The following is a 20,398-nucleotide window of genomic DNA, read 5'->3' as shown; positions in this document are numbered from 1 at the left end:
TCTTAGAAATTCTCAACCTCTTTTGTCTTACGGTTCTTCCAGACCATTTCATAGATGACCGGCACAACAATCAGGGTCAACAGGGTAGAGCTGAACAATCCGCCGATTACTGTAACTGCCAACCCTCCGGAGATCAGACTCGTGGATGAACCGGACAAGGCCAGCGGAAGCAGGGCGAGCATGGTGGCGAGCGCAGTCATGAGAATCGGTCTGAGACGCGTCGAGCTGGCTTCGACGATAGCCTCACGGACAGGCTGCCCGGCCTTCCGGTTCTTCTCCACACGGTCCAGCAGTACAACAGCATTGGTAACGACGATACCCACCAGCATCAGCATACCGATCATTGCGCTCATCGACAAGGCTTGCCCAGTAATTAACAAGGCACCCAGCGCCCCAACCGGAATAAATACCAGAGAAGACAGGATAATCAGCGGGGTGACCACGCCGCCGAAAGTAACGCTCATCACCAGGAATACCAGGCCAACTGCAACAGCCATAGCAATACCCAGATTGGTGAAGCCCTCGGTAATCATCTTAAGCCCCCCGCCATAGCTTAGCTCCACACTATCCGGAAGCGTCAGAGCGGCAATATCTGCCTTGACAGTCTTGGTAACAGCAGCGGTATCTTCTCCTTTGACCGTTCCGCTGACCTGGGCATAGGTCTTTCCGTCGCTGTGATTCACTGTGCTTAACGCTTCCTGTACGTTAACATCCGCCACTTCGCTGAGGTTTTTGATTCCTGCTGCAGTGACAATCTTGATCTGCTTCAGCTCGTCGAGTGACGTGATTTGCTGGCGGTAGGACAATACAACCGACTGTTCTTTATTGTCGAGCATGAATGTCCCGGCATTCACCGGCTTGAGCTGCTCTGTCACCGCCTGCATAATGACATATGGGCTAACCTTGGCGTCTTTTCCCTGCTGGTTCAGCGTCAGCTCCCATTTCGGAGTCACCTCATTCATATTATTGGTGATGTCCTTCAGATCACTGCTGCGCTTCATCAGGTCTTCAACCTGCTTGGAGGCCTTTGACAGATCCTCAACATTATTCGAATACAGGCTCACATCAATGTTGTTGCCGGATGGCAGTCCCTGCTGCTCGCCTTCTTTGATAGCTACGGTTGTTCCGGTAACGCTCGCCGACACCAGCGCAGGCAGCTCGGCTTTCGCTTTATCGACAACTTGGTTCATATCGGTTCCATCGTTGAATTGGACAGCAATGGTCGCCCGGTTAGCCGTGCTTCCCATAGACATCAACGGATTGCCTGATGAGCCGCCAATGGACACCTGCACATTCTTCACATTCTCAAGTGTCTGAATATATTTTTCCACCTCCAGGCTGGCCTTATTGCTCTGCTCCATGCTGCTGCCAGCCGGAAGTGCGAGCTGTATGGACGCCGTAGGCACGGAATCTGCCGGAAGAAAAGCCACGCCGAGCAGCGGGATAGTACTGAGCGAACCTGCCAGCAGCACGATAGAGAGACTCAAGACAAGCCACTTCCGCTTCAGGGCAGACACAATAAATTTTTTATAAAATCCTGCTAGACGGCTCTCTCTCTTATGCTCCTTGACGTTCTTGAAGAATGAGGCTCCCAGCACAGGAATCAGCATAACTGCTACAAGCAAGCTGGTGATGATGGAGATTACAACAGCCAGTGAGAACGGACGGAAAAATTCGCCGATAATGCCGCTGACAAAAGCCAAAGGCGCAAACACTACCACCGTAGCCACCGTTGAGGAGAAAACCGGGCTGATTACCTCTTTGGTTGCTTTGTAGACCAGCTCTTTGCCTTTTAAGGTGCTGCCTTTTTCCTGACGCCATCTGAATATATTCTCAATGACCACAATACTGTCATCCACAATCCGCCCGATGGAGACGGCTATCCCGCCCAAGGTCATGATATTCAGCGTATAACCAAGTTGATTCATTACTGCCATTGTGGCAAAGATGGAAATCGGCAGAGACAGAATAGAAATAAGTGTAGCACGCACATTCCGCAGAAACAGGAAAATGATAATGATGCAGAACAGTGCGCCATACAGCCCTTCACGAATCAGCGAGGACACAGATTCTTTGATCTCGTCGCCCTGGTTCGTAATCACATGGATGTCCACATTCTTACTATAGGAATCGAGCAGGCTCTGGACCGCATCGGCCACATCGGCCGTATTGGCATCCTGATTCTTGACCACCGAAAGCACATAGCTTGCTTCACCGTTGAAGCGGGTGATCTCTTTAGCCTCGGACACCTCAGTGACCGTCGCCAGGTCCGAGAGCTTGATAGCAGGAGCAGCAGCGGACGGATTCTGCTGCATAGCCGCAGCTCCTGCGCTCTTCGCAGCGCCGCCGGCTGACGCGCCCATACCCGGCAAGCCCGCTGCGGATACGCTGGCTCCGCCTGAAGCGATACCCGCCCCCGCTGCCGGACTGAGCGGTAAATCCTTGACTTGCTGCAGCGTTGCCGCCGAACCGGAAAGACGGATTGGAACGTTGATCTCATTTTCGTTGACCGATCCAAGCGGGAGTGCATAATTCATGCCCTGCAATGCGCTTTGGATGCTGCTGAGGGAGATCCCCAGGCTGCTGGCCTTCTCCTTATCCACCACAATCTGCAGCTCATGGGAAGGTGCGCCCTTCAAGGTGACGGAGCTGACACCCGCCAGCTTTTGGATAGCCGGCACGATTTCATCCTGCAGCCTGCGGGTCAGCCCGGCAGAGTCATCGCTCGCGGAGAATACCGCCGCCTCATAGATAGGTGCCGCCCCGGCAGACAGCCGGTGAACAGTAACATTTGCATTGTCCGGCAGATTCAGCTTTGCCAGCATGGTCTCAATATCGGACGACTGCTTATCCATATCCGAGCCGAACGGGAACTGGATCGAGATGCTCGCAGCATTCTCGGAGGACGAGCTGGTGAATGAATCGTAGCCTGCGATGCTTTTCAGGCTGTCTTCAATCGGCCCTGTAATCTCCGTCTCCATCTCTTCGGTTGAGGTCCCCGGACTGACGGCTTGGATGAATATAGCCGGGAATTCAACGTCGGGAAAGGTCTGCTGTTTAATTTGCGTGGCAGAAAATGCGCCGTAGCCCAGGATAAGCACGAACAGAATCATGACCGCCACAGAATTTTTTAAACTTATTTTACTCAGGAAACTCATAGGTTTCTCCCTCCTCTATGTGCTCCCCAGTATAAAACCCGAATTTGTACCCAGTGTGTACTGGGGATTACAATTCGGGCTTAGCGTAGACTAGAGGCAGCCATAGAGAAATGGTCGTTCCCGCTCCCGGCTCGCTTTCGACTTCAATCCGGGCATGATGCAAATCGGCGATTCTTTTAACAATCGAAAGTCCGATTCCGCTGCCGCCGGCTCTGCGCTCCCGCGCCTTATCCAGCTTATAGAAGGGTTTGAAAATATGCAGCAGCTCTTCGCCCGGCATGCCAATGCCGTTATCTGTCACCTTGACCAGAACCTCATTCCCCTTCTGGGCTGCCGATATGCCAACCGTACCGCCTGGTCCGGTGAATTTGATGCTGTTGCTGAGCAGGTTGCTCCAGACCTGGCTGAGCTTATCTTCATCGGCAACAATAGCAACAGGTCCAAGCTGAAGCTCCATGTGGATCGCTTTGGCAGACCACTGCGGTTCCAGGGCAATGACGGTCTTTCGGAGCTGCTCATCCAGCGAGAACCGTACGGGCTCCAGTTGAAAATGCTCATACTCCAGCAGCGACAATTGCAGCAAATCTCCGCTCAAGCGGGAGAGCCGGTCACTCTCCTCCTCAATGATATCCAGCAGCCGCATCCGGCTCGCCTCATCCAGTTGCTTATGCTTTAAGGCCTGGGTGAAGCCTTTGATTGAAGTCAGCGGGGACTGAATTTCATGGGATACATCGGAGACGAACTGCTTGCGGATCGCCTCAAGCTCACCCAGCTCGCGGGCCATGACATTGAAGCTCCGGGTTAATTGACCGATCTCATCGCTGCGTTTAGTATGCAAGCTTACATTGAAATCACCTTTAGCCATTCTGCGGGTCGCCCGGGTAAGCTGCTGGAGCGGACGCACGATATAACGGGCCGCGATCAGGATGAGAACACTCCCCAGACCCAGAACGAACAATAGCTGGGACCTCAGAAAGCCGCCGATCATATTGATGATCTTGGAAATTTCAGGTGTAATGAACAAGGCTCTCGGTGAACCTTCAACGCTAAAAGGCAGGCCGATGCTTAAATGGTTCTCCTGAATCTTACTGCGGTACACTCCTCCCTGCAGCACATTCATTAATTGCTCCGCTTCAATCTCCTTTTGCTTCGCCGGTGCTGCACCGCTGGAATAAATCTCTCTTCCCTCACTGTCATACATGCGGACAGAATACAGCGGAAGCGAGGTAATACCTTTCATCAAGGCATCCACATTGGCGCCGCCTGCTTCCTGATACGCTGTGATAATGGTTTTACCGCTGGCAATCATATTCTCCTGCACTGCAGATTTAATCTCTCCAATGAAGAGGCGGTTGATTACCAGTGAGGCGATGACAATACTGACAATAACTGCGCCCAAAAAAGCAAACACCACACGGACATACAGGGATTTAATCACGAAGCACCTCCAGCCGGTAGCCCATCCCGCGCAGGGTTACAATGCGAAAATCCTCGCTGTAGCTATGGAAACGTTCCCTCAGCCGCTTGATATGCGTATCTACGGTGCGTTCATCCCCATCATATTCATATCCCCAGATTTCACGGATCAGCATATCGCGGGTAAAAATCTGTCCCGGATAGCTGGCCAGCTTGCACAGCAGCTCAAATTCCTTCAGCGGCAGATCAGCCCACTGGCCGGAGTCGCTGTACAGAACCTGATAGCTCTTTTTATCGAGTGTGATGGCGCCGAGCTTGATTAGCTGCGAAGTAGAAATGCCGTAACGCTTCAGCAGCGCTTTGACACGCAGTACCATTTCCATCGGATCAAACGGCTTCACCAGATAATCGTCCGTACCCAGGCGAAAGCCTTTGATTTTATCGGCAGGCTCTCCTTTGGCTGTAATCATCAGCACCGGCTTGTCTCCCGCCTCCCTCACCTTCCGGCACAGCTCCCATCCGTCCATTCCAGGCATCATGATATCAATAATTATCAGGTCAACAGGATGGCTCTCAAAATACGCCCAGCCCGCGGCACCGTTGTCCTGTTCAATAATTTCCATACCCTCATCTTCCAGAAAAAGCCGCACCAGCTCGCGGATATGCGACTCATCATCCACCACCATAACTACCGCCATGCCAGTTCACCCCAACCCCTAAAATTTCCCCATCCTATATCTACCTATTCTACCTTATTAGTTTGAACTCAGGGTGAACGGATTATTACGGCTGAACGGCTCAAGGGCAGATCGGCTGTTCCTCAGGCTGAGACCCCTTACCATCCGAACGGCCCATACAAAGACACGCAAAAAACTCCTCCACAGCTATAGCCGTAAAGGAGTTCCGTAGTCGCTTTATCGAATTAGACAGCTTTATTTTGCAGCCTTGGCAGCATCCAGAATCGCTCTCAGATAACCCTGGGTATCCACAAGTGTAGCCCCGCTGACAGCGTCAACCATCTGCTCCTTGGTCTTGTTCGCGAGCGTAGCTTCAAGCGATTTAATCGTTTTGCCGGTCGCAAATTTCTCAATGGCAGCCATGTTCTTGTCATAAGAAACCGTCGATTTAGCTTCTTCTTTCATGTGCTCGCTGTAATATTTGGCATTGGCCTTCTTCGAAGCCAGCACCATCTTGGGATCTTTGTAATTCTGGCCGAAATCCGAGTCGGAGTTAGGTACGCCCTTTGCCACATCTGAGCTCAGGAATTGATAATCATCCAGCGAAGCGGCAACGATTACTCCATTCTGAACAGCCGCAACTGCCACCGTGAAGCATTTCTTGCCATGTGCCGCTGCTTCTACCCGTCCTACTTTGAGAGGCGCACTTGCTGCCGAAGACACATTATTCAGCGCACCGCTATTGCCAATCCCCACAACCGCCAATGAAATACCGGCTACCAGCATTAATTTTGTTACATTTTTCACAATCATACCCCCAGTGATGTTATTAAAAACGCTTTCATACTATATTTATCAATTTCTAGCATTCTCGTCAGTTACAAATGTTACTAGAATTCTGTAAATACATGGTATACCTACAAGTCACGCAAAAAAACCAGCATATCTCCGTAACGTAAGCCGGAAAATGCTGGTCTTCTTGGGCCTCGGTGCTGCTAACTTAGCTTACTGCTTCGCTTCCACGGCATGGCCGCCGAATTCATTGCGCAGGGCGGCAACAACCTTGCCGGTAAAAGTGTCGGTCTCCAGCGACCGGTAGCGCATCAGCAGCGACATGGCAATAACCGGCGTAGCCGCCTGCAGGTCGAACGCGGTCTCCAGCGTCCATCTGCCTTCCCCGGAGGAATGCATAATTCCCTTGATTTCATCCAGCTTGGCATCCTTTGAAAAGGCACGTTCAACCAGCTCCATCAGCCAAGAACGGATGACGGAGCCATTGTTCCATACCCGGGCCACTTCTTCAAAATTAAAATCATAGCCGCTCTTCTCCAGCACCTCAAAGCCTTCGCCAATGGCAGCCATCATCCCGTACTCAATTCCGTTGTGGACCATCTTCAGGAAATGTCCGCTGCCGGACTTGCCGGCAAATAAATATCCGTTCTCCACAGACGTATCCCGGAAAAGCGGCTCGGCAATTGCCCAGGCCTCCTCATCGCCGCCGACCATGTAGCAGGCTCCGTTCCGGGCGCCCTCCATCCCGCCGGAGGTGCCGGCGTCAAGGAAATAGATGCCCTGCTCCGCAAGCTCCTGATGGCGTCGGATCGACTCCTTGTAGTGGGAATTTCCGGCTTCGATAATAATATCGCCCTTGGACAGCAGCGGTGTCAGCTCGGCAATGACGGAATCGACAAACGTATGCGGAACCATGACCCAGGCGATTCGCGGAGCGTCAAGCTTCGCAGCCAGCTCCGTCAGGCTCTCTGCCCCCGTTGCTCCTTTGGCTTCAAGCTCCGCTACCGCAGTGCTGTTCACGTCAAAGGCCACGACCTCATGACCGTGCTCCAGCAGATTTTGTCCGAGATTGAATCCCATTTTTCCTAGTCCGATTAATCCAACTTTCATTGATAACCCCTCCGAATGTGATTATTAGTTCTTCTGTTACGCCCCGGGCCGGATCATTGCTTCATCCGTGGTGTCGTCTGCGCCCAGCGTATCGGTTTCCGGTTCATCCAGCCACCAATGGGCATCTCCGAGCAGATCATCCGCCGCTTGCGGGCCATTCGAGCCCGCCGGATAGAGATGAAGCGGAAGCTTCCCATCCTTCGTCGCTTCGATTATAGGCTGAACCCACTGCCATGACAATTCGACTTCGTCCCAATGGGCAAAAAAAGTGGCGTCTCCCAGCAGCGCATCGTAAATCAGGTTCTCATAAGCCTCCGGCAAATCCGGATTTGCCGAATCATGCTTGATGCTGACCGGCGCAAGCTCACCGTGCTGACGCGGATTTTTAGTATTGAGCTGGAGCGAGATGCCTTCGCCGGGGCCGATTTCAATTACCAGCAGGTTCGGGTCCAGATTCAGTCTGTTCAGGTTATGCAGGTCATTGAACGGTTCCTTGAACTCAATTACGATCCGTGTTGATTTCTCCTTCATACGTTTCCCCGTACGGATATAGAACGGCACCTCATCCCACATCGGATCATCAATTAAGAGACGCGCGGCAATATAAGTCTCGTTCTGCGAAGACAGCTCGATCCCCGGCTCGGAAGTGTAGGCGGCGGCAGGGCGGCCTTTGCTTTCACCTTCAGCATATTGCCCGCGGATCACATTCTTCGCCAGATCCTCCACAAGCAGCGGACGGACAGAACGGATGACATGCCGCTTCTTGCTGCGGACATCTTCCGGCGTGCTGCCTTTAGGCAACTGCATCGCCATCATCATAACAAGCTGAAGCATGTGATTCTGGAACATATCGCGCAACGCGCCTGCTTTGTCGTAATAGCCTGCCCGTTCCTCAACACCAACCGTCTCACTGGCGGTAATCTGCACATTGGCGATATAACGGTTCTGCCACAACGCTCTCAGCACAGGATTGGAATATTTCAGCACTTCCAGGTTCTGCACCATCGGTTTGCCCAGGAAATGGTCGATGCGGAAAATCTCCTCTTCTGCAAAAGCAGCGCTCAGGCTGTCATTCAGCACCCGCGCCGACTGCAAATCCGTACCGAACGGCTTCTCGATGATCAGGCGTTTCCAGCCCTCCGTGTCGCCTAGTCCGCTTGTTTTAATATTAGCGGCAATTTCGCCGAAAAACTCCGGTCCTACCGATAGATAAAACATCCGGTTCTGCGGGAGCCGGAGCTGCTCTTCACGGCGGAGCACATGTTCTAACAGCTTCCGGTAATCCTCGGGATGTCCAACATCCAGCATGCTGTATTCAAAAGACTGCAAAAAGCTCTGCAGCTCCGGCGAGTCCTCTACTGTGCGCCGTGAGAAGGTACGCAGCGAATCCAACACTCCTGCCTGGAAGGCTTCGTTCGTCAGTGTTCTTCTGCCCAGACCGATGACCGAGAGTGGACCGGAAAGCTTGCCGTCTGTGAACAGATTATATAGAGCGGGATAGATTTTTCGTTTGGCTAAATCCCCCGTTGCGCCAAAAAGTACAAATGTTGATGATTCCACTTTCATTCCTCCCGTAATTATCATTTATTTATTAGGTTACTTATTATTACTCGCAAACTTTATATCACACATCATACGACTGTAAAACTCATTCGTCAACATCATTTTGACATTTACGAATAGTACTTATTTTCACGAACTTTTTACTATGTTATAGTTAGTGGGATATTTATAATAACTAAATGAGAGGGGGAACAAACATGTCACAGGATTTCAAGCTGCTCGCCAAGGTGGAGCATGTCCATCAAATCATCGGTAAGAAATGGGTCAACCTGATCATCCACGTGCTGAAGGAAGGTCCGAAGCGTTTCAGCGAGCTACACGCCTTCATTCCCGATTTAAGCAAACGTGTGCTGAATGAACGGCTGAAGGAGCTTGAAGAGTGCGGTTTGCTGAATCGCAAGGTTATTCCTGACCGGCCGGTAAGGACCGAATATTCATTAACAACCAAGGGTCAGGAGCTGGGCGAGGCGCTATGCCACGTGGAGGCTTGGGCGATGAAATGGCTGTAATGCAGGCACAATTAATTTTGACACCGCCACATTCCGGCATCCTTGGTGAAAGCCTGCAATGCGCCAGCCACTCCGATAGCAGAGGCATAGCCTGCTGCTTGGGAGTCTTTGATGGATCATGTTACAATACAACCAGCACTTATACATAAGGGCGGGTGAATCAAATGATCTATATTATTAAATTTGTCTACAGCTTCGTACTGCCGCCGGGCCTCTTCGTCGTGCTGCTGCTCGGCCTTACAGTCTGGCTGTGGCGGAGCCGCCGCCGTCCGGCGCTGGTGCTGCTTGGCGTTACTCTGCTGCTCTACCTCTCTATGACACCTCTGATTGGCGACCTGCTGATCGGCAGCCTGGAACGGCAGTATGATCAGCCCAAAAAACCCGCGGGCGATGTCATTGTTGTCCTGGGCGGAGGAGCCTCCTCCGGCACGCCGGATATAGACGGGGAGGGTAATCTGTATGGTTCGGCGGCGAACCGGCTGCTGACCGCCGTCCGGCTGTACCGTCAGACGGGACGGCCCATCCTGTTCTCCGGGGGTCAGGTATTTGCCGACTCCGGCAATGAAGCGGATATCGCCAAACGGCAGCTTATCGCCCTCGGGGTACCGGAGAGCGACATTCTGACCGAAAACCAGTCGCTCAACACCGAGCAGAATGCTGTAAATACAGCGGCACTCATGAAGGCTAAGGGGCTAAGTCGGCCCGTGCTGGTCACCTCAGGCTTTCACATGCCGCGTGCTATGGTACTGTTCAAGAATGCCGGACTTTCTCCGCTTGCCTATCCTACGGATTATGCCGCGAGCCGGGGAGGCTCCCTGTACCCTGCCAAGTTCTCGCCTTCTCCCGGAGCGGTGAACAATACCGGAACAGCACTTAAGGAATATTTGGGCCTGTTGGCAGCCCATTTCTAAGCAGACAGGGATGCAGCGAAGCAGCAAAAAAGCAGTGAGCCGGATGCTTGGTTGCATCGGCCACTGCTTTTTTTGTACAGGAGGTATACTCACCTTACCACTATTTAATTAATTCACTGAACCGGGCGTCCAGAGCCTCGGCAAGCTGCTTCGGCTCAAGCTCCATCTGCATGCCGATTTTCCCGGCGCTGACAGCGATCGTTGCCAGTTCCACGGCGCTGCTGGCGATAAAGGTCGGATAGAGCTTCTTCATCCCTACCGGTGAACAGCCGCCGCGCACGTAGCCCGTCCATTTCAGCAGCTCTTTTACCGGAAGCATCTCGATCTTCTTCTCGCCCGCCGCTTTGGCGGCTTTTTTCAGATCCAGCTCTTCCGCAACAGGGATTACAAATACATACAGATTCGCACCGCTGTGCGCGACCAGCGTTTTGAAAACCATTTCCGGGGCCAGATTAACCTTCTCCGCTACCGCCGTCCCGTGAATCTGACCGTCCTCGTTGTCGTACTGATGAACCTCATAAGCAATATTCCGGGTATCCAGAATTCGCATTGCATTGGTTTTGGGAATTGACATCGCTCATCGACCTTTCCTGCGGCCTCGGCTTCCATCCTTCAATCTCTGGGATAATTGATAGCCATAATATCCATAAAAGGAACCTTGATCAGCTCCTCATTGTAGCTTACATGCACCTTGCCGGTCCGCGGGTCCATACCGACAATGGTCCCCCGCACCTCCTCTTCTTTGCCCCATACCGTCAATAATATCTCGGAGGCCTCCTGCATGGCTTCCGTTAATTGATTTCCAATTTCCTCCAGCACAAATTCATCTCTTGTCGGCCGTTTAGCCACCTTCGCTTTTGCCACGCTTTTCCTCCATTACGTTAAAGATGTTATATTGTTGCTCTGATGCTGCAGATCAGGAGCACGACTCTCATGAGCTTACCATTTTGCACAGCATCAAACAAGCTACTTAGTTAAAAAGAGCCGCACAGGTTATCCCTGTAGCGGCACTGGCCAAAACACGCGGTCAGCACTGAAGCTATCCCGTAATAACCTGACTATGACCGAAAGGAAATCGGCAGATATAGATTTGTATTACCTTTTGTACTCCAGTTGTTGTAAAAGCTACGATCTGGATCGGACCGATAATGCGGAGCAACATAGGTACCATTCTTCTTAGTGTAACCATGAACATAGACTCTGGCAGATGCAGAACCGATGAAGCTTAAGGACATAATTAAAATCAATAAAAGCCATATCTCTGACAATCAATGTGGTGCTAGATGATAAAATCATTGTGTTCCGAAGCCGGTGCTGGTGCGCTGGTGTGCTATGAAACACAAAAACCGCCAGTAGACACTTCCGGATAATAGAGTACCTAATTGGGAGGTTTGAAACTTAGATCAAAATAGTCACGAAAACGAACGAAACAAAAATTTCATACATGGACAAAAGAACAAGCAGACCCTTTCATCATGCATATATTAACCCAAACCCACTACAGAGGAGCTGAATGGAATGTCCTTTTGTCCAACATGTCCAACCAAAACTGTTGTTGATCCACCAGAAACAATATACGAAAACTATTACCACCCTCAGATCGTTCAAGTGATACACCCGATTGAAATCATAAGACAGCACCATTGTGTGCCGATTCCTCAACACATTTGCGAATACAGCGTTAAAGATGTAATGTGTTATGTCTCAAGTGTAAAAAAACGCAAAAAAAGAAAATAGCCATGTTAATGATAACAAAGGCCAATTTAGCAAGCGTCCGATAAAATCACAAAAACAAACCCGTCAGGCTTAATATGCCGGCGGGTCATTTTATGTATGTTCTAAATTCAACTCTCTCTTGAACGAAACGAGTGCCTATAATTCCTTAAAAAAATCATCGACTGAATTAATAAAACCAGCTTTCTGCTCAATATATGGAAAGTGATTGCTATCCAAAAATGGTACGAACCTTGCTCCAGGTAATAAGTCGCTCATTTCTTCGGAGAATTCATGGGGACACTGAACATCATATTTTCCACTGAGTATAAGAATCGGCATATGCAGTTGGTTGAGCTGCGGACGAAGGTCATAGTCTTTCATATCTTTTATGTATGCCTCATTCGCTTCATATTGGTTTTCTGTATGGTATGATCACCAAAGTAAGCTTCAAATCGTTCAGGATGATAAAGAGACAGTTCTATCCATTTGCGATTAGCTGCCAGCTTCTTTTTTCGAAAGAGGGGGAGCGCTAAAGTAATAAAAATTTTAAAGTAATCCTTTCCGTACATTCCTTTGAAGTTATACAAGCATTTATCTGATTTCAAAAAATCATTCGATGCCGCCGTTCCAGAAAGAATTAACAATTCTAAGGATTTGGGGTTCCGAACAGCATAATTAAGTCCAAGAAATCCTCCCGTTGAATGTCCAGCATATCCCCACCGTTCAAAGCCCAAGACCTCTCGGATACTTTCCAAATCTTCAACCGTTTCGTTCATTGAGAGTTCTCTGAGATGCTTTACTCTTGATGAGTTTCCTGAATTTTTCAGGTTCACTAAAAATACTTGTCTATGCTTAACGAAAACTTCTGCGAAGTTATTCCCGCTGTCGCTGAATTCTGCATACATATGAGAAATACATAACGGCTCTCCTTTACCCTTCACATAGAGTTCAAAGCTTCCCCTTGCTGTAGTAACCATCTGCTGTGTCCAATTCACAATGAACAAGTCCTCTCCATTAAAAAATCTTGGTTCCGCTATAATCTCAGTAGAGTCACAATATCATTTATGGAACATTATGTATATGACGATAAGAAAAATTTTCCTGAACACAAAGAAATACCCCGCCGCTACTGGCAGGGTAGTATCACTCTTCAATACTTTGTGTGTAGCCCTCAAGTGATCACTCCTTCGTCAGGAAGGCAGCGAAACGGTCATCATACTTTGTAATTATGAATTCTGTTACTTCATACTGGGCAATTTTATTTCGATAAAACGGGTCTTCCTTCAAAATAAGGTCTACTTCTTCTGTACTTGTGGCATTAACTAAAATTACACCACCTGTTCTGGGAACCTTCCTTCCCGAGAATATAAACTTATTTAACTTGTAATACTTTTCCAAAAATTCGACATGCTCTTCAAGATGATTCTCAACCTCACTTATCGGCTTCAGATAACTCAAATTCACAATAAACATGCACGATCCCCCTCAAATAAAATGCCCTATCACTTCGGCAGTAGACTGTCTAACCGTATGATGTAATCATAATATTTCATTTAGATACATACAAATCCTATTTCGCAGAATATTCGTCCACGCTGAATGTAAGTATTTTATTGAAGATCACATAATCTTTGCGGCTGCTGAACGGGCCTTGGTTATTGGCATGCTTATTGATGGCGTAGGATGCCGTTCCATTACCCGACTGCTTATTCTCATACCAAGTAATGAAAGAATTCACTTCTTCCATGCTTAAGTCAAATTCCTTTTCAAGACCAGTATTCATCGTAACAACCAGGATCGCACGGTTTCCTGTTGTTTGCTCTGGCGTTGGTGTGGGAGCTACTGTTGGTGAAGGCGTAGCCGTAGGTTCTACTGTAGATACTGGGGTAGGTGACGCAGTTGGAGCTACAGTCGGAGTAGGTACTGCTCTTGTATTTCCTATTGTCAGTTCATTTACCGCAGCCCAAGATTGCCCACCAGAAATCACCAATCTAATCCCATCAGGTTTTTCAACTAATTTTTAAAAACAAAAAAGGCCCGCCGACCAGTTAAGGTGACGGGCTTTCCCATTGGTTAGAATGTATTACAGTATCAATGCTTTAAAGATAATAACCAACAAAATAATCAGAACTAAAATCCTACAGAGAGGGTGAAGCGGCCACCGAAACCACTGTATCCCCCTACATTTCTTCCACATACCGCTTGGCTTCTCCCAGGGGAAGATCCGTATGCTGACGCACCAGCTTGATGGCGGGAATAAGCTGTCCATCCTTTTTTAACTGGCGGACATGCTCCCGGACCTCTTCAGGCAGAACCCTCAGCGTAGCGCTTGCTGCCTCCCGGCGCTTCAATTCCTCAGCGATCCTCTGCTTCATCTCCTCTGTGGGTGGCTCCTCTGCTTCCTGAACCGGCTTAGGATAAGGTTCGGGCACCCGTCCGCGAATCCCTGCAAGCAAGGTGCCCACCATGGAATAGAGCACCAAATACTGTGCGCACCGGTAAACGTACAACCATACGGTACTTAGCGTGACCCGCTCCCCGTCCGGCTTCAGAATGGAGAGGTTATCCGAGATGACATACTGACCTGGCGCATAATTATTAACATCCTGCTCCAGTTGCAATTGACCTATAGATGAAACCATCCATTCCAGCGGCTTGTTGGTTACGGGGTTCCCGGCAGTGTCAATCATCATGCCTAAGAACGAGAAGATGGCGACGGCAAAGACCAAATAAGTGGACCAATTCAACCTTTTGACTAACACCACAATACTGAACACAACGAGCAAAGACAGACTTCTTAAGTAATCGTTATGTAGGAATAATTGAAAAACTACCGGCAGCCCCCATCCGAACAGCAGCACCATAACAGCCGCAAACCCAAAGAAAAGCAATAGAATCTTAACATTCTTCATCACTACCTTCATTCTCCTTTCCTGCCTCCTATCCTATATTTACCCAGAATGAAGTCATTTGAGGCGATCCGGTTTATATACAATTCTAGCTGTCAGCCGACATGTTATACATGCAGTCTATAATCAACACAGGTGAAGGAGGATTTACTTGCTATGAATGAACTGTTAAATATGAAGGAATTGTTCAAGCAAATCATCAAGCAGGACTCAAACCTTTTTTCTCCGCACAGGGCTATCGTACAAAAGATCTGAATTTCTACACAACAGAAGGCCAACTCAGCTTCTATGTGAATTACAGTATTCATTCCGAAGCGCTTGCGCAATATAGGCCTGCTTCGTCTCTGGGTTTGGCTCACTTCAATGCCAGGATCGGGAACATCGTCCCCGCCGCCCCGGAACGCTACTTCCTGACGCATGGAGGTAGACCTGGACAAGTTCACACGGTAGACCTGCTGCTCCACACGGCGCCGAGAAGCGCTGGGCGATCTGGGAGAAGAAGTACTGACATTATCACATCCCGCTACTACTAACAATGTATGAAGAAAATTACCTGAAAATTAATTTCAGATTATGTATATGAGGATAAGGAAAATTTTCCTGTATCTTTATCCTTACAAATCATTTATTTAATGGAAAACAAGAACGAACATTTGCCTCCCCGTTCGCTTCAACTATTTGTAAATTTTCTTAATTCTCAGAATCACTGTTTAAAAGAGAGTTTATCCCCCACTCGTTAATATACTTCAAGGCTGGGAGTAGTCTTTTGCTGCTTTCAGTTAGAGAATATTCTACACAAGGCGGTATCTGGCTATGTTCTTTCCTTGTGACTAAACCGTTTTCCTCAAGACCTCTAAGCGCTCTGGTCAACATTATATTTGTAATTCCATTCATATGCCTTTTCAATTCGTTGTAACGCATGCTCTCTCGAGCAGAGAGTTCCCAAATAATGGGTAACCGCCACTTCCCACCAATGATATCCAATGTTTGGGAGAGCGTACACTTCGTTGGAACATCTATCGTTGACGATCTCACATCTTCTTTTTTCATAATGACTCCTTTAAGGCACAAATTTGTGCGTACTTGTTAATTTGTTCTCTTAATTTTATACTCAGCCTAGCTGGTTACGAGAAAGAAGTAAAGCCCCAGTTAACCGCAGTATAATTAGGAGAATAAATACAGAAGGAAAGGAATAAAGAAGACATGATTAAAATTGTAGCAAAACAATTTGTTAAGCCTGATCAGATCGCAAACTACATTGAATTAATGGATGAGATGGTATCGAAAACCAGAGCACTGGATGCTGGTTGCATTGAGTATGGTTTATTTCAGGATTTGGAAGTCCCTCACATTCTTACTATTATAGAAGAATGGGAGAGTCAAGAAGCTCTGGATAACCATATGCAAGCCTCCCATTTTAAAGAGATTGTACCGAAATTAGATGCATACTACGAGAAGCCAGGCGATGTGAATTTCTATCGACCAGCGGAGTATAAACGATAATAACAACGGATTCATTCAAAGAGAATATCAAAAAGCCCACCAGCCGAAGCCAGTGGGCATAATCGTTACTTGGTGATATTAACAGTATTGGTCTTAGCATCATACAACACAGTGGCCCCTAATGCCTCTGCTACCGCTCGTGCCGGGGTATAAGTAACGCCACCATCGAGCACTCCATCGGCTACCCTCTTGCCGTTAACTTTAACCGATACGATTACGTCTTTCTTCACTTCATCTACCTCCTTCGATTTGAAAATCGCATATAACCGGCTCCACGGGAATTTGAGACCTGGGCAATAAGGCTTGCGTACCGGATCAACCTGAAAATGCCCGATGACATGTTTCTCGTCAAGCGTAATAGGTTTGCCATACAGCCGCTGAATTTCAGCGCTGATATAGTTGTGCAGCCAGACCGTGGCGGCGAACTGTGCCTCTGTCAGCGTGCCGTCAGTGCCTTCGTGCTCGATACTTACTGTATACTTGTTCGGATTCGTGGGCGACTGCTCTTTGATCAGTGGCGCGGTTGCCTTTGCGATTGAAGCGACTGACAGGCCGTTCGCCCAGGCCATGCGGTCAATCGGCACATACTGATGGATCTCGCCTGTCTTGGATACGCCAAAATGAGCGCTGCTCTGTTCATTGCCTGACGATGTGAACCAGGCATCCATGCTCCCCATGGTCCCGCCGCTAATATGGTCTACAATAGCAATCGGAGCATGACCGTCCCGGCTGCTGCTGTTTGTATGTTGATTGCCTTTTTGGATGATCTGCATTACTTACTCTTCACCGCTTTTCTTGGTTGTCTGCTTAACCAGTTGATTCCCGTAGACCGCCACAGCTCCACACAGAACGCCCTGCAGGATACTGCCAGCCGTAAAGCCCTGAATAATGCATACAACGATGATTGCAACCACAGTAACAGCATAAACGATTGTCCAGTCCGGCACTCGCGGTGTCTGCTTCAAGACGTATCCGATTACCCAGCATACAGCCACCACAATCAATAATTCCGGCTTAATAAAATTAGCTACAGCACTCCATTCCATTCAAATCAGCTCCCCCAAAAAATATTCTTTTCACTCGTCGCTCCGATTGTGCATCAAACCGTTACGCCTGGTCTTTAAGGCCGAACCGCACATCATCAATACCACCCGTTGTAAGCTCCAGATAATCCCCCTTAAAAATAAGTAGTTCCCGGACCGCAAAACACAATCAGAGGGCAAAAAAAAACGCCCCTCTAGGCGTTCGTTCACGCTGATTCTGTTTTGTTGTACGTGCTGATGCCGAGCGTTACATTCATAAACCCCTTTTCTCAAGTTCAGACTTGGCGGCACAAAAAACCCCCATAGGCGCATATTGGCCTACGAGGGTTCTTGTTCAATCTCGATTATCCGCCAATAACAGAATAATGCTCCAAGGAGACCGGACTGCCGTTCAGCAAAGCTCGCGTAGAAGCATCGCCCTCGGCATGTAATTCCAGTAGTTGTCCATTGATAGTGCCGTAGTTAACCCTCAACTCAGCCCCAACATCAAAGGACGGGGCATGCTGCCCCCATTCCTCAGCAAAAGCTGCAAGTCCGCCAACGATTCCCCGCTCCGCAGCCTCCTTAACACTGACCGCCTCAACTGCGACACCTCCCGGCATCCCCTGCACGGAGACCTCCAGGTAATCCCCGCGTTCGAGCAGTTCATAGGAATGCGACAGGTATACTGCAAAATAAACGCCGCCCACATGGCCGAACAACGCGGAAGGCTGCTTAATCCACTTCCCTTTAGGCAGCACACCAATGATTGTATCCTTCTCCCCTTGAGGTACAGGGAATAAAGCAAGAATCGTGTTCTTGTGGTAAAGCACCTCCATATAACGGCTCTGATGGCGGGGATCGCCTTCCCGATAACCTTCCCCGGGGTGAAAAAAGTACAGCCGGTTCACAGCATACTCGGGAGATACCGGCAACGAAAAAGCCCAGCGGAGCTGTTCATTGTCGAATTCCTCAACCCGCTCCCAGATGCCGCCTGCTGCAAAGCTCCCGGTTATATAAGCATAGGTATGAAGCAGCGGTTGAGTCTCTGAAGCTTCAGGAACGACCTTCTGTGTAACCCTTGTGACTTCTACCGGCGACTGGCGGTTCAATGCGGCAGACCGCACCCGCTCCGGGGCTTCATAGAACAGAAATCCGGCATATTCGGTGCGCGGCATGCCTTCAGGAAGCTGGAAATCTCCAAACTGCACATAGTCGTGCAGCACATTGGCGTCCGATGGAACATCATGCGGCCAGCCCCGGGAATGCGCTCCCGCCCAGGCGCCCTGAAGATACCACTGTCCCCGCTCGTTCCACAGGTAATCCAGCATTTCCGCAAGCGTTGCTTTCAGACCGCTGTCCTCCTCCAGTTCCCAAGCGCAGGTGAACGCCTGCACCCAATGCCAGAACCACGGCAGGCTGCCGTACTCCGGCATCCCTTTTTCACGGATGTAAGCCAGTGTGTTCTCCAGGCTCTGCCGCCCGTCCGCAAGCAGCTCCTCGTCATCGAACAGGTTACCGAAGATCAGCTTGGCCGCCGTATATTTGGCTTCATGATGCCCGTAGTAAACCATCGGCTTGCGGAAGAAGCCGCTGCGGTAGATATGCCCGATAGCCGTATGAAAAGCAATCCGCAGTCCGGCACTACACCGGCCTCCGTAATGCTTGTTGAACCAGACGATCAGGCTGCCCATGATCTCCACTGGCAGCTCGTGCGGTGCGGCTTCGCGCGGCACAGGATTCAGCCCCAGCGGCCAATGGCCGTATAATTCCGTGCCGGGCTCCCGATTCTGGAGCAGCACGGTTTCCAGCAAGACTGCTTCTGCTTTGCGGCGGGCCGCCTCCCGCTCAAAAGGCGGCTCAAAATCCGGATCAACAGCAGCCGCAAACAGATAGGAAGCATAATAAAAATTATTGCGCACATCATCGTGGAACCACAGGCCGCTGTCCAGCAGCGGACGGCGTTCGGCTTCAACGGCTATATAATAGATGATTTCATTGTGGCGGGCCTGATAGGCACTCACCGCAGACTTCTGTTCCCCCACTTTCGTTCACCCTCCACCATTTATTGAATTCCAGCATGCTGGAAATTCATCCTCATTTCACCTCTATTGTGCACGCTTTCGGTTCATATAGCAACGTATAATCCCAATAAATAAACTAAAATAAACGCACTAAAAAAGATTATCTCTTGTCAAATGAACATATATGAATTAAATTGTACCTATACGAACAAAAATATGTTTGCGAAGGAGATTGAACATTCAATGGAAAGACGTTTCGCATCCCATCCTAATGAAGTGAAGCAATTTGACACCGCACGTCTGCGCAAGGAGTTCCACATTCCCGTCATTTTTGCTCCAGATGAATTGAAGCTTGTCCTGACTCATGAAGACCGAATGATCGTGGGCGGAGCCAATCCGGTAAAAGAAGACGTCGTGCTCACCACTGACCTGAAAGAGCTTGGAGTTACTTACTTCCTGGAACGCCGCGAGCTGGGTGTTATCAATGTCGGAGGCAAAGGCTCGGTTGTGGTTGACGGAACAGAATATGAAATAGATTTCAAAGAGTGTCTGTACGTAGGCCAAGGCGCCAAGGATGTTGTTTTCAAAAGCGCGGACAGCGCCAAGCCTGCGAAGTTCTACCTGAACTCAGCTCCTGCACATCAATCCTACCCTACTACGAAGACTACGTTGGCCGAGTCCGAATCCGGCGCAATGGGCGGCCTGGAGAACTCCAACGAACGTACCATTCACCGCTTCATTCATGCGAATGGCGTGCAAAGCGCGCAGCTCGTGATGGGGATGACCCAGCTCAAACCGGGCAGCATGTGGAATACAATGCCTTCCCATACGCACCCGCGCCGGATGGAAGCTTACTTCTACTTTGATCTGCCGGACGATTCCATTGTGTTCCACCTGATGGGCGAGCCTACCGAAACCCGCCACATCGTTATGCACAACGAGCAAGCGGTTATTTCCCCAAGCTGGTCCATCCACAGCGGTGTGGGTACGCACAACTATACCTTCATCTGGAGTATGGCCGGAGACAACAAACGTTATGATGATATGGACCCCGTAGGTATGAAGGAATTACAATAGAACAAAAACAA

General features: G+C 49.4%; 20 protein-coding genes and 1 pseudogene. 4 read left to right on the top strand and 17 right to left on the bottom strand.

Annotated elements, in window-relative coordinates:
- Positions 1-2: 2 nt before the first annotated feature.
- From B212_RS0110230 to zwf, 6 genes are all read right to left on the bottom strand, one after another.
- Complete coding sequence (locus B212_RS0110230; protein WP_019910569.1) at positions 3-3,158, bottom strand: efflux RND transporter permease subunit; 3,156 nt, start codon at positions 3,156-3,158, stop codon at positions 3-5.
- 67 nt (positions 3,159-3,225) lie between these two features.
- On the bottom strand, positions 3,226-4,596 hold the full coding sequence (locus B212_RS0110225) for a sensor histidine kinase (protein WP_019910568.1): 1,371 nt from the start codon (positions 4,594-4,596) through the stop codon (positions 3,226-3,228).
- Positions 4,589-5,272: a response regulator transcription factor gene (locus B212_RS0110220; RefSeq protein WP_019910567.1), complete on the bottom strand. Its 684-nt coding sequence runs from the start codon at positions 5,270-5,272 to the stop codon at positions 4,589-4,591. The genes B212_RS0110225 and B212_RS0110220 overlap by 8 nt, the downstream gene beginning before the upstream one ends.
- 234 nt (positions 5,273-5,506) lie before the next feature.
- Positions 5,507-6,058: a hypothetical protein gene (locus B212_RS0110215; protein WP_028530727.1), complete on the bottom strand. Its 552-nt coding sequence runs from the start codon at positions 6,056-6,058 to the stop codon at positions 5,507-5,509.
- Between the two features lie 198 nt (positions 6,059-6,256).
- Positions 6,257-7,153 (bottom strand): phosphogluconate dehydrogenase (NAD(+)-dependent, decarboxylating), encoded by an 897-nt coding sequence (gnd, locus tag B212_RS0110210; RefSeq protein WP_019910565.1) that lies wholly within the window; start codon positions 7,151-7,153, stop codon positions 6,257-6,259.
- 36 nt (positions 7,154-7,189) lie between these two features.
- Entirely contained in the window at positions 7,190-8,713 is a 1,524-nt protein-coding gene (gene zwf, locus B212_RS0110205) for a glucose-6-phosphate dehydrogenase (protein ID WP_019910564.1), read from the bottom strand.
- Positions 8,714-8,913: 200 nt separating this feature from the next.
- Between zwf and B212_RS0110200 the strand changes: the two genes are divergently transcribed.
- The gene (locus B212_RS0110200) at positions 8,914-9,225 is read left to right on the top strand and encodes a winged helix-turn-helix transcriptional regulator (protein ID WP_019910562.1); all 312 of its coding nucleotides are present in this window, start codon (positions 8,914-8,916) and stop codon (positions 9,223-9,225) included.
- Between the two features lie 164 nt (positions 9,226-9,389).
- On the top strand, positions 9,390-10,136 hold the full coding sequence (locus tag B212_RS0110195; RefSeq protein WP_019910561.1) for a YdcF family protein: 747 nt from the start codon (positions 9,390-9,392) through the stop codon (positions 10,134-10,136).
- 100 nt (positions 10,137-10,236) lie between these two features.
- Here B212_RS0110195 and ybaK read toward each other — a convergent pair whose 3' ends face one another.
- The 8 genes and pseudogenes from ybaK to B212_RS31190 all read right to left on the bottom strand — a co-directional run bounded on the left by ybaK (position 10,237) and on the right by B212_RS31190 (position 15,811).
- Complete coding sequence (ybaK, locus tag B212_RS0110190; protein WP_019910560.1) at positions 10,237-10,710, bottom strand: Cys-tRNA(Pro) deacylase; 474 nt, start codon at positions 10,708-10,710, stop codon at positions 10,237-10,239.
- A gap of 38 nt (positions 10,711-10,748) precedes the next feature.
- Positions 10,749-11,000 (bottom strand): YolD-like family protein, encoded by a 252-nt coding sequence (locus tag B212_RS0110185; RefSeq protein ID WP_019910559.1) that lies wholly within the window; start codon positions 10,998-11,000, stop codon positions 10,749-10,751.
- A 1,008-nt stretch (positions 11,001-12,008) separates the two neighbouring features.
- Positions 12,009-12,233, bottom strand: a complete 225-nt coding sequence (locus B212_RS33120) for an alpha/beta fold hydrolase (protein ID WP_019910558.1) — start codon at positions 12,231-12,233, stop codon at positions 12,009-12,011.
- Positions 12,234-12,238: 5 nt separating this feature from the next.
- A complete protein-coding gene (locus tag B212_RS31195) occupies positions 12,239-12,847 on the bottom strand; it encodes an alpha/beta fold hydrolase (RefSeq protein ID WP_156830105.1) in 609 nt (202 codons plus the stop codon).
- 184 nt (positions 12,848-13,031) lie between these two features.
- Positions 13,032-13,325 (bottom strand): YciI family protein, encoded by a 294-nt coding sequence (locus B212_RS0110175; RefSeq protein ID WP_019910556.1) that lies wholly within the window; start codon positions 13,323-13,325, stop codon positions 13,032-13,034.
- Positions 13,326-13,422: 97 nt separating this feature from the next.
- A pseudogene (locus tag B212_RS0110170) lies at positions 13,423-13,680 on the bottom strand (ran-binding protein 10); the annotation flags it as partial.
- Positions 13,681-14,032: 352 nt separating this feature from the next.
- Positions 14,033-14,776, bottom strand: a complete 744-nt coding sequence (locus tag B212_RS0110165) for a hypothetical protein (protein ID WP_019910554.1) — start codon at positions 14,774-14,776, stop codon at positions 14,033-14,035.
- A gap of 675 nt (positions 14,777-15,451) precedes the next feature.
- Positions 15,452-15,811, bottom strand: coding sequence for a winged helix-turn-helix transcriptional regulator (locus B212_RS31190; protein ID WP_019910550.1), 360 nt, complete (start codon positions 15,809-15,811; stop codon positions 15,452-15,454).
- A 153-nt stretch (positions 15,812-15,964) separates the two neighbouring features.
- Here B212_RS31190 and B212_RS0110150 point away from each other — a divergent pair, with 153 nt between their 5' ends.
- Positions 15,965-16,264, top strand: coding sequence for a putative quinol monooxygenase (locus B212_RS0110150; RefSeq protein WP_019910549.1), 300 nt, complete (start codon positions 15,965-15,967; stop codon positions 16,262-16,264).
- A 65-nt stretch (positions 16,265-16,329) separates the two neighbouring features.
- On the opposite strand, the gene B212_RS35305 is transcribed toward B212_RS0110150, so the two are convergent.
- From B212_RS35305 to B212_RS0110135, 3 genes are all read right to left on the bottom strand, one after another.
- Positions 16,330-17,037 (bottom strand): N-acetylmuramoyl-L-alanine amidase, encoded by a 708-nt coding sequence (locus B212_RS35305; protein ID WP_019910548.1) that lies wholly within the window; start codon positions 17,035-17,037, stop codon positions 16,330-16,332.
- Between the two features lie 3 nt (positions 17,038-17,040).
- Positions 17,041-17,310 carry a phage holin family protein gene (locus tag B212_RS0110140; RefSeq protein WP_019910547.1) on the bottom strand — a complete coding sequence of 90 codons (270 nt, stop codon included), beginning with the start codon at positions 17,308-17,310 and terminating at the stop codon, positions 17,041-17,043.
- A 341-nt stretch (positions 17,311-17,651) separates the two neighbouring features.
- The gene (locus B212_RS0110135) at positions 17,652-19,331 is read right to left on the bottom strand and encodes a hypothetical protein (protein WP_019910546.1); all 1,680 of its coding nucleotides are present in this window, start codon (positions 19,329-19,331) and stop codon (positions 17,652-17,654) included.
- 222 nt (positions 19,332-19,553) lie between these two features.
- Between B212_RS0110135 and kduI the strand changes: the two genes are divergently transcribed.
- Positions 19,554-20,387: a 5-dehydro-4-deoxy-D-glucuronate isomerase gene (kduI, locus tag B212_RS0110130; RefSeq protein WP_019910545.1), complete on the top strand. Its 834-nt coding sequence runs from the start codon at positions 19,554-19,556 to the stop codon at positions 20,385-20,387.
- Positions 20,388-20,398 lie beyond the last annotated feature (11 nt).

This window comes from Paenibacillus sp. HW567 (assembly GCF_000374185.1).
Lineage (GTDB): Bacteria > Bacillota > Bacilli > Paenibacillales > Paenibacillaceae > Paenibacillus_AQ.
Note: the sequence above shows the minus strand (reverse complement) of the source record. Positions and strands in the feature narration are given on the sequence as shown.

Excerpts from the sequence above, each read along its gene's own strand:
- B212_RS31190 (WP_019910550.1), bottom strand. The coding sequence starts at position 15,811 with ATGAAAAAAGAAGATGTGAGATCGTCAACGATAGATGTTCCAACGAAG.
- B212_RS33120 (WP_019910558.1), bottom strand. The coding sequence starts at position 12,233 with ATGAAAGACTATGACCTTCGTCCGCAGCTCAACCAACTGCATATGCCG.
- gnd (WP_019910565.1), bottom strand. The coding sequence starts at position 7,153 with ATGAAAGTTGGATTAATCGGACTAGGAAAAATGGGATTCAATCTCGGA.
- kduI (WP_019910545.1), top strand. The coding sequence starts at position 19,554 with ATGGAAAGACGTTTCGCATCCCATCCTAATGAAGTGAAGCAATTTGAC.
- B212_RS0110165 (WP_019910554.1), bottom strand. The coding sequence starts at position 14,776 with ATGAAGGTAGTGATGAAGAATGTTAAGATTCTATTGCTTTTCTTTGGG.
- ybaK (WP_019910560.1), bottom strand. The coding sequence starts at position 10,710 with ATGTCAATTCCCAAAACCAATGCAATGCGAATTCTGGATACCCGGAAT.
- B212_RS0110195 (WP_019910561.1), top strand. The coding sequence starts at position 9,390 with ATGATCTATATTATTAAATTTGTCTACAGCTTCGTACTGCCGCCGGGC.
- B212_RS0110220 (WP_019910567.1), bottom strand. The coding sequence starts at position 5,272 with ATGGCGGTAGTTATGGTGGTGGATGATGAGTCGCATATCCGCGAGCTG.
- B212_RS0110140 (WP_019910547.1), bottom strand. The coding sequence starts at position 17,310 with ATGGAATGGAGTGCTGTAGCTAATTTTATTAAGCCGGAATTATTGATT.
- B212_RS0110175 (WP_019910556.1), bottom strand. The coding sequence starts at position 13,325 with ATGTTTATTGTGAATTTGAGTTATCTGAAGCCGATAAGTGAGGTTGAG.
- B212_RS0110200 (WP_019910562.1), top strand. The coding sequence starts at position 8,914 with ATGTCACAGGATTTCAAGCTGCTCGCCAAGGTGGAGCATGTCCATCAA.
- B212_RS0110230 (WP_019910569.1), bottom strand. The coding sequence starts at position 3,158 with ATGAGTTTCCTGAGTAAAATAAGTTTAAAAAATTCTGTGGCGGTCATG.
- B212_RS35305 (WP_019910548.1), bottom strand. The coding sequence starts at position 17,037 with ATGCAGATCATCCAAAAAGGCAATCAACATACAAACAGCAGCAGCCGG.
- B212_RS0110150 (WP_019910549.1), top strand. The coding sequence starts at position 15,965 with ATGATTAAAATTGTAGCAAAACAATTTGTTAAGCCTGATCAGATCGCA.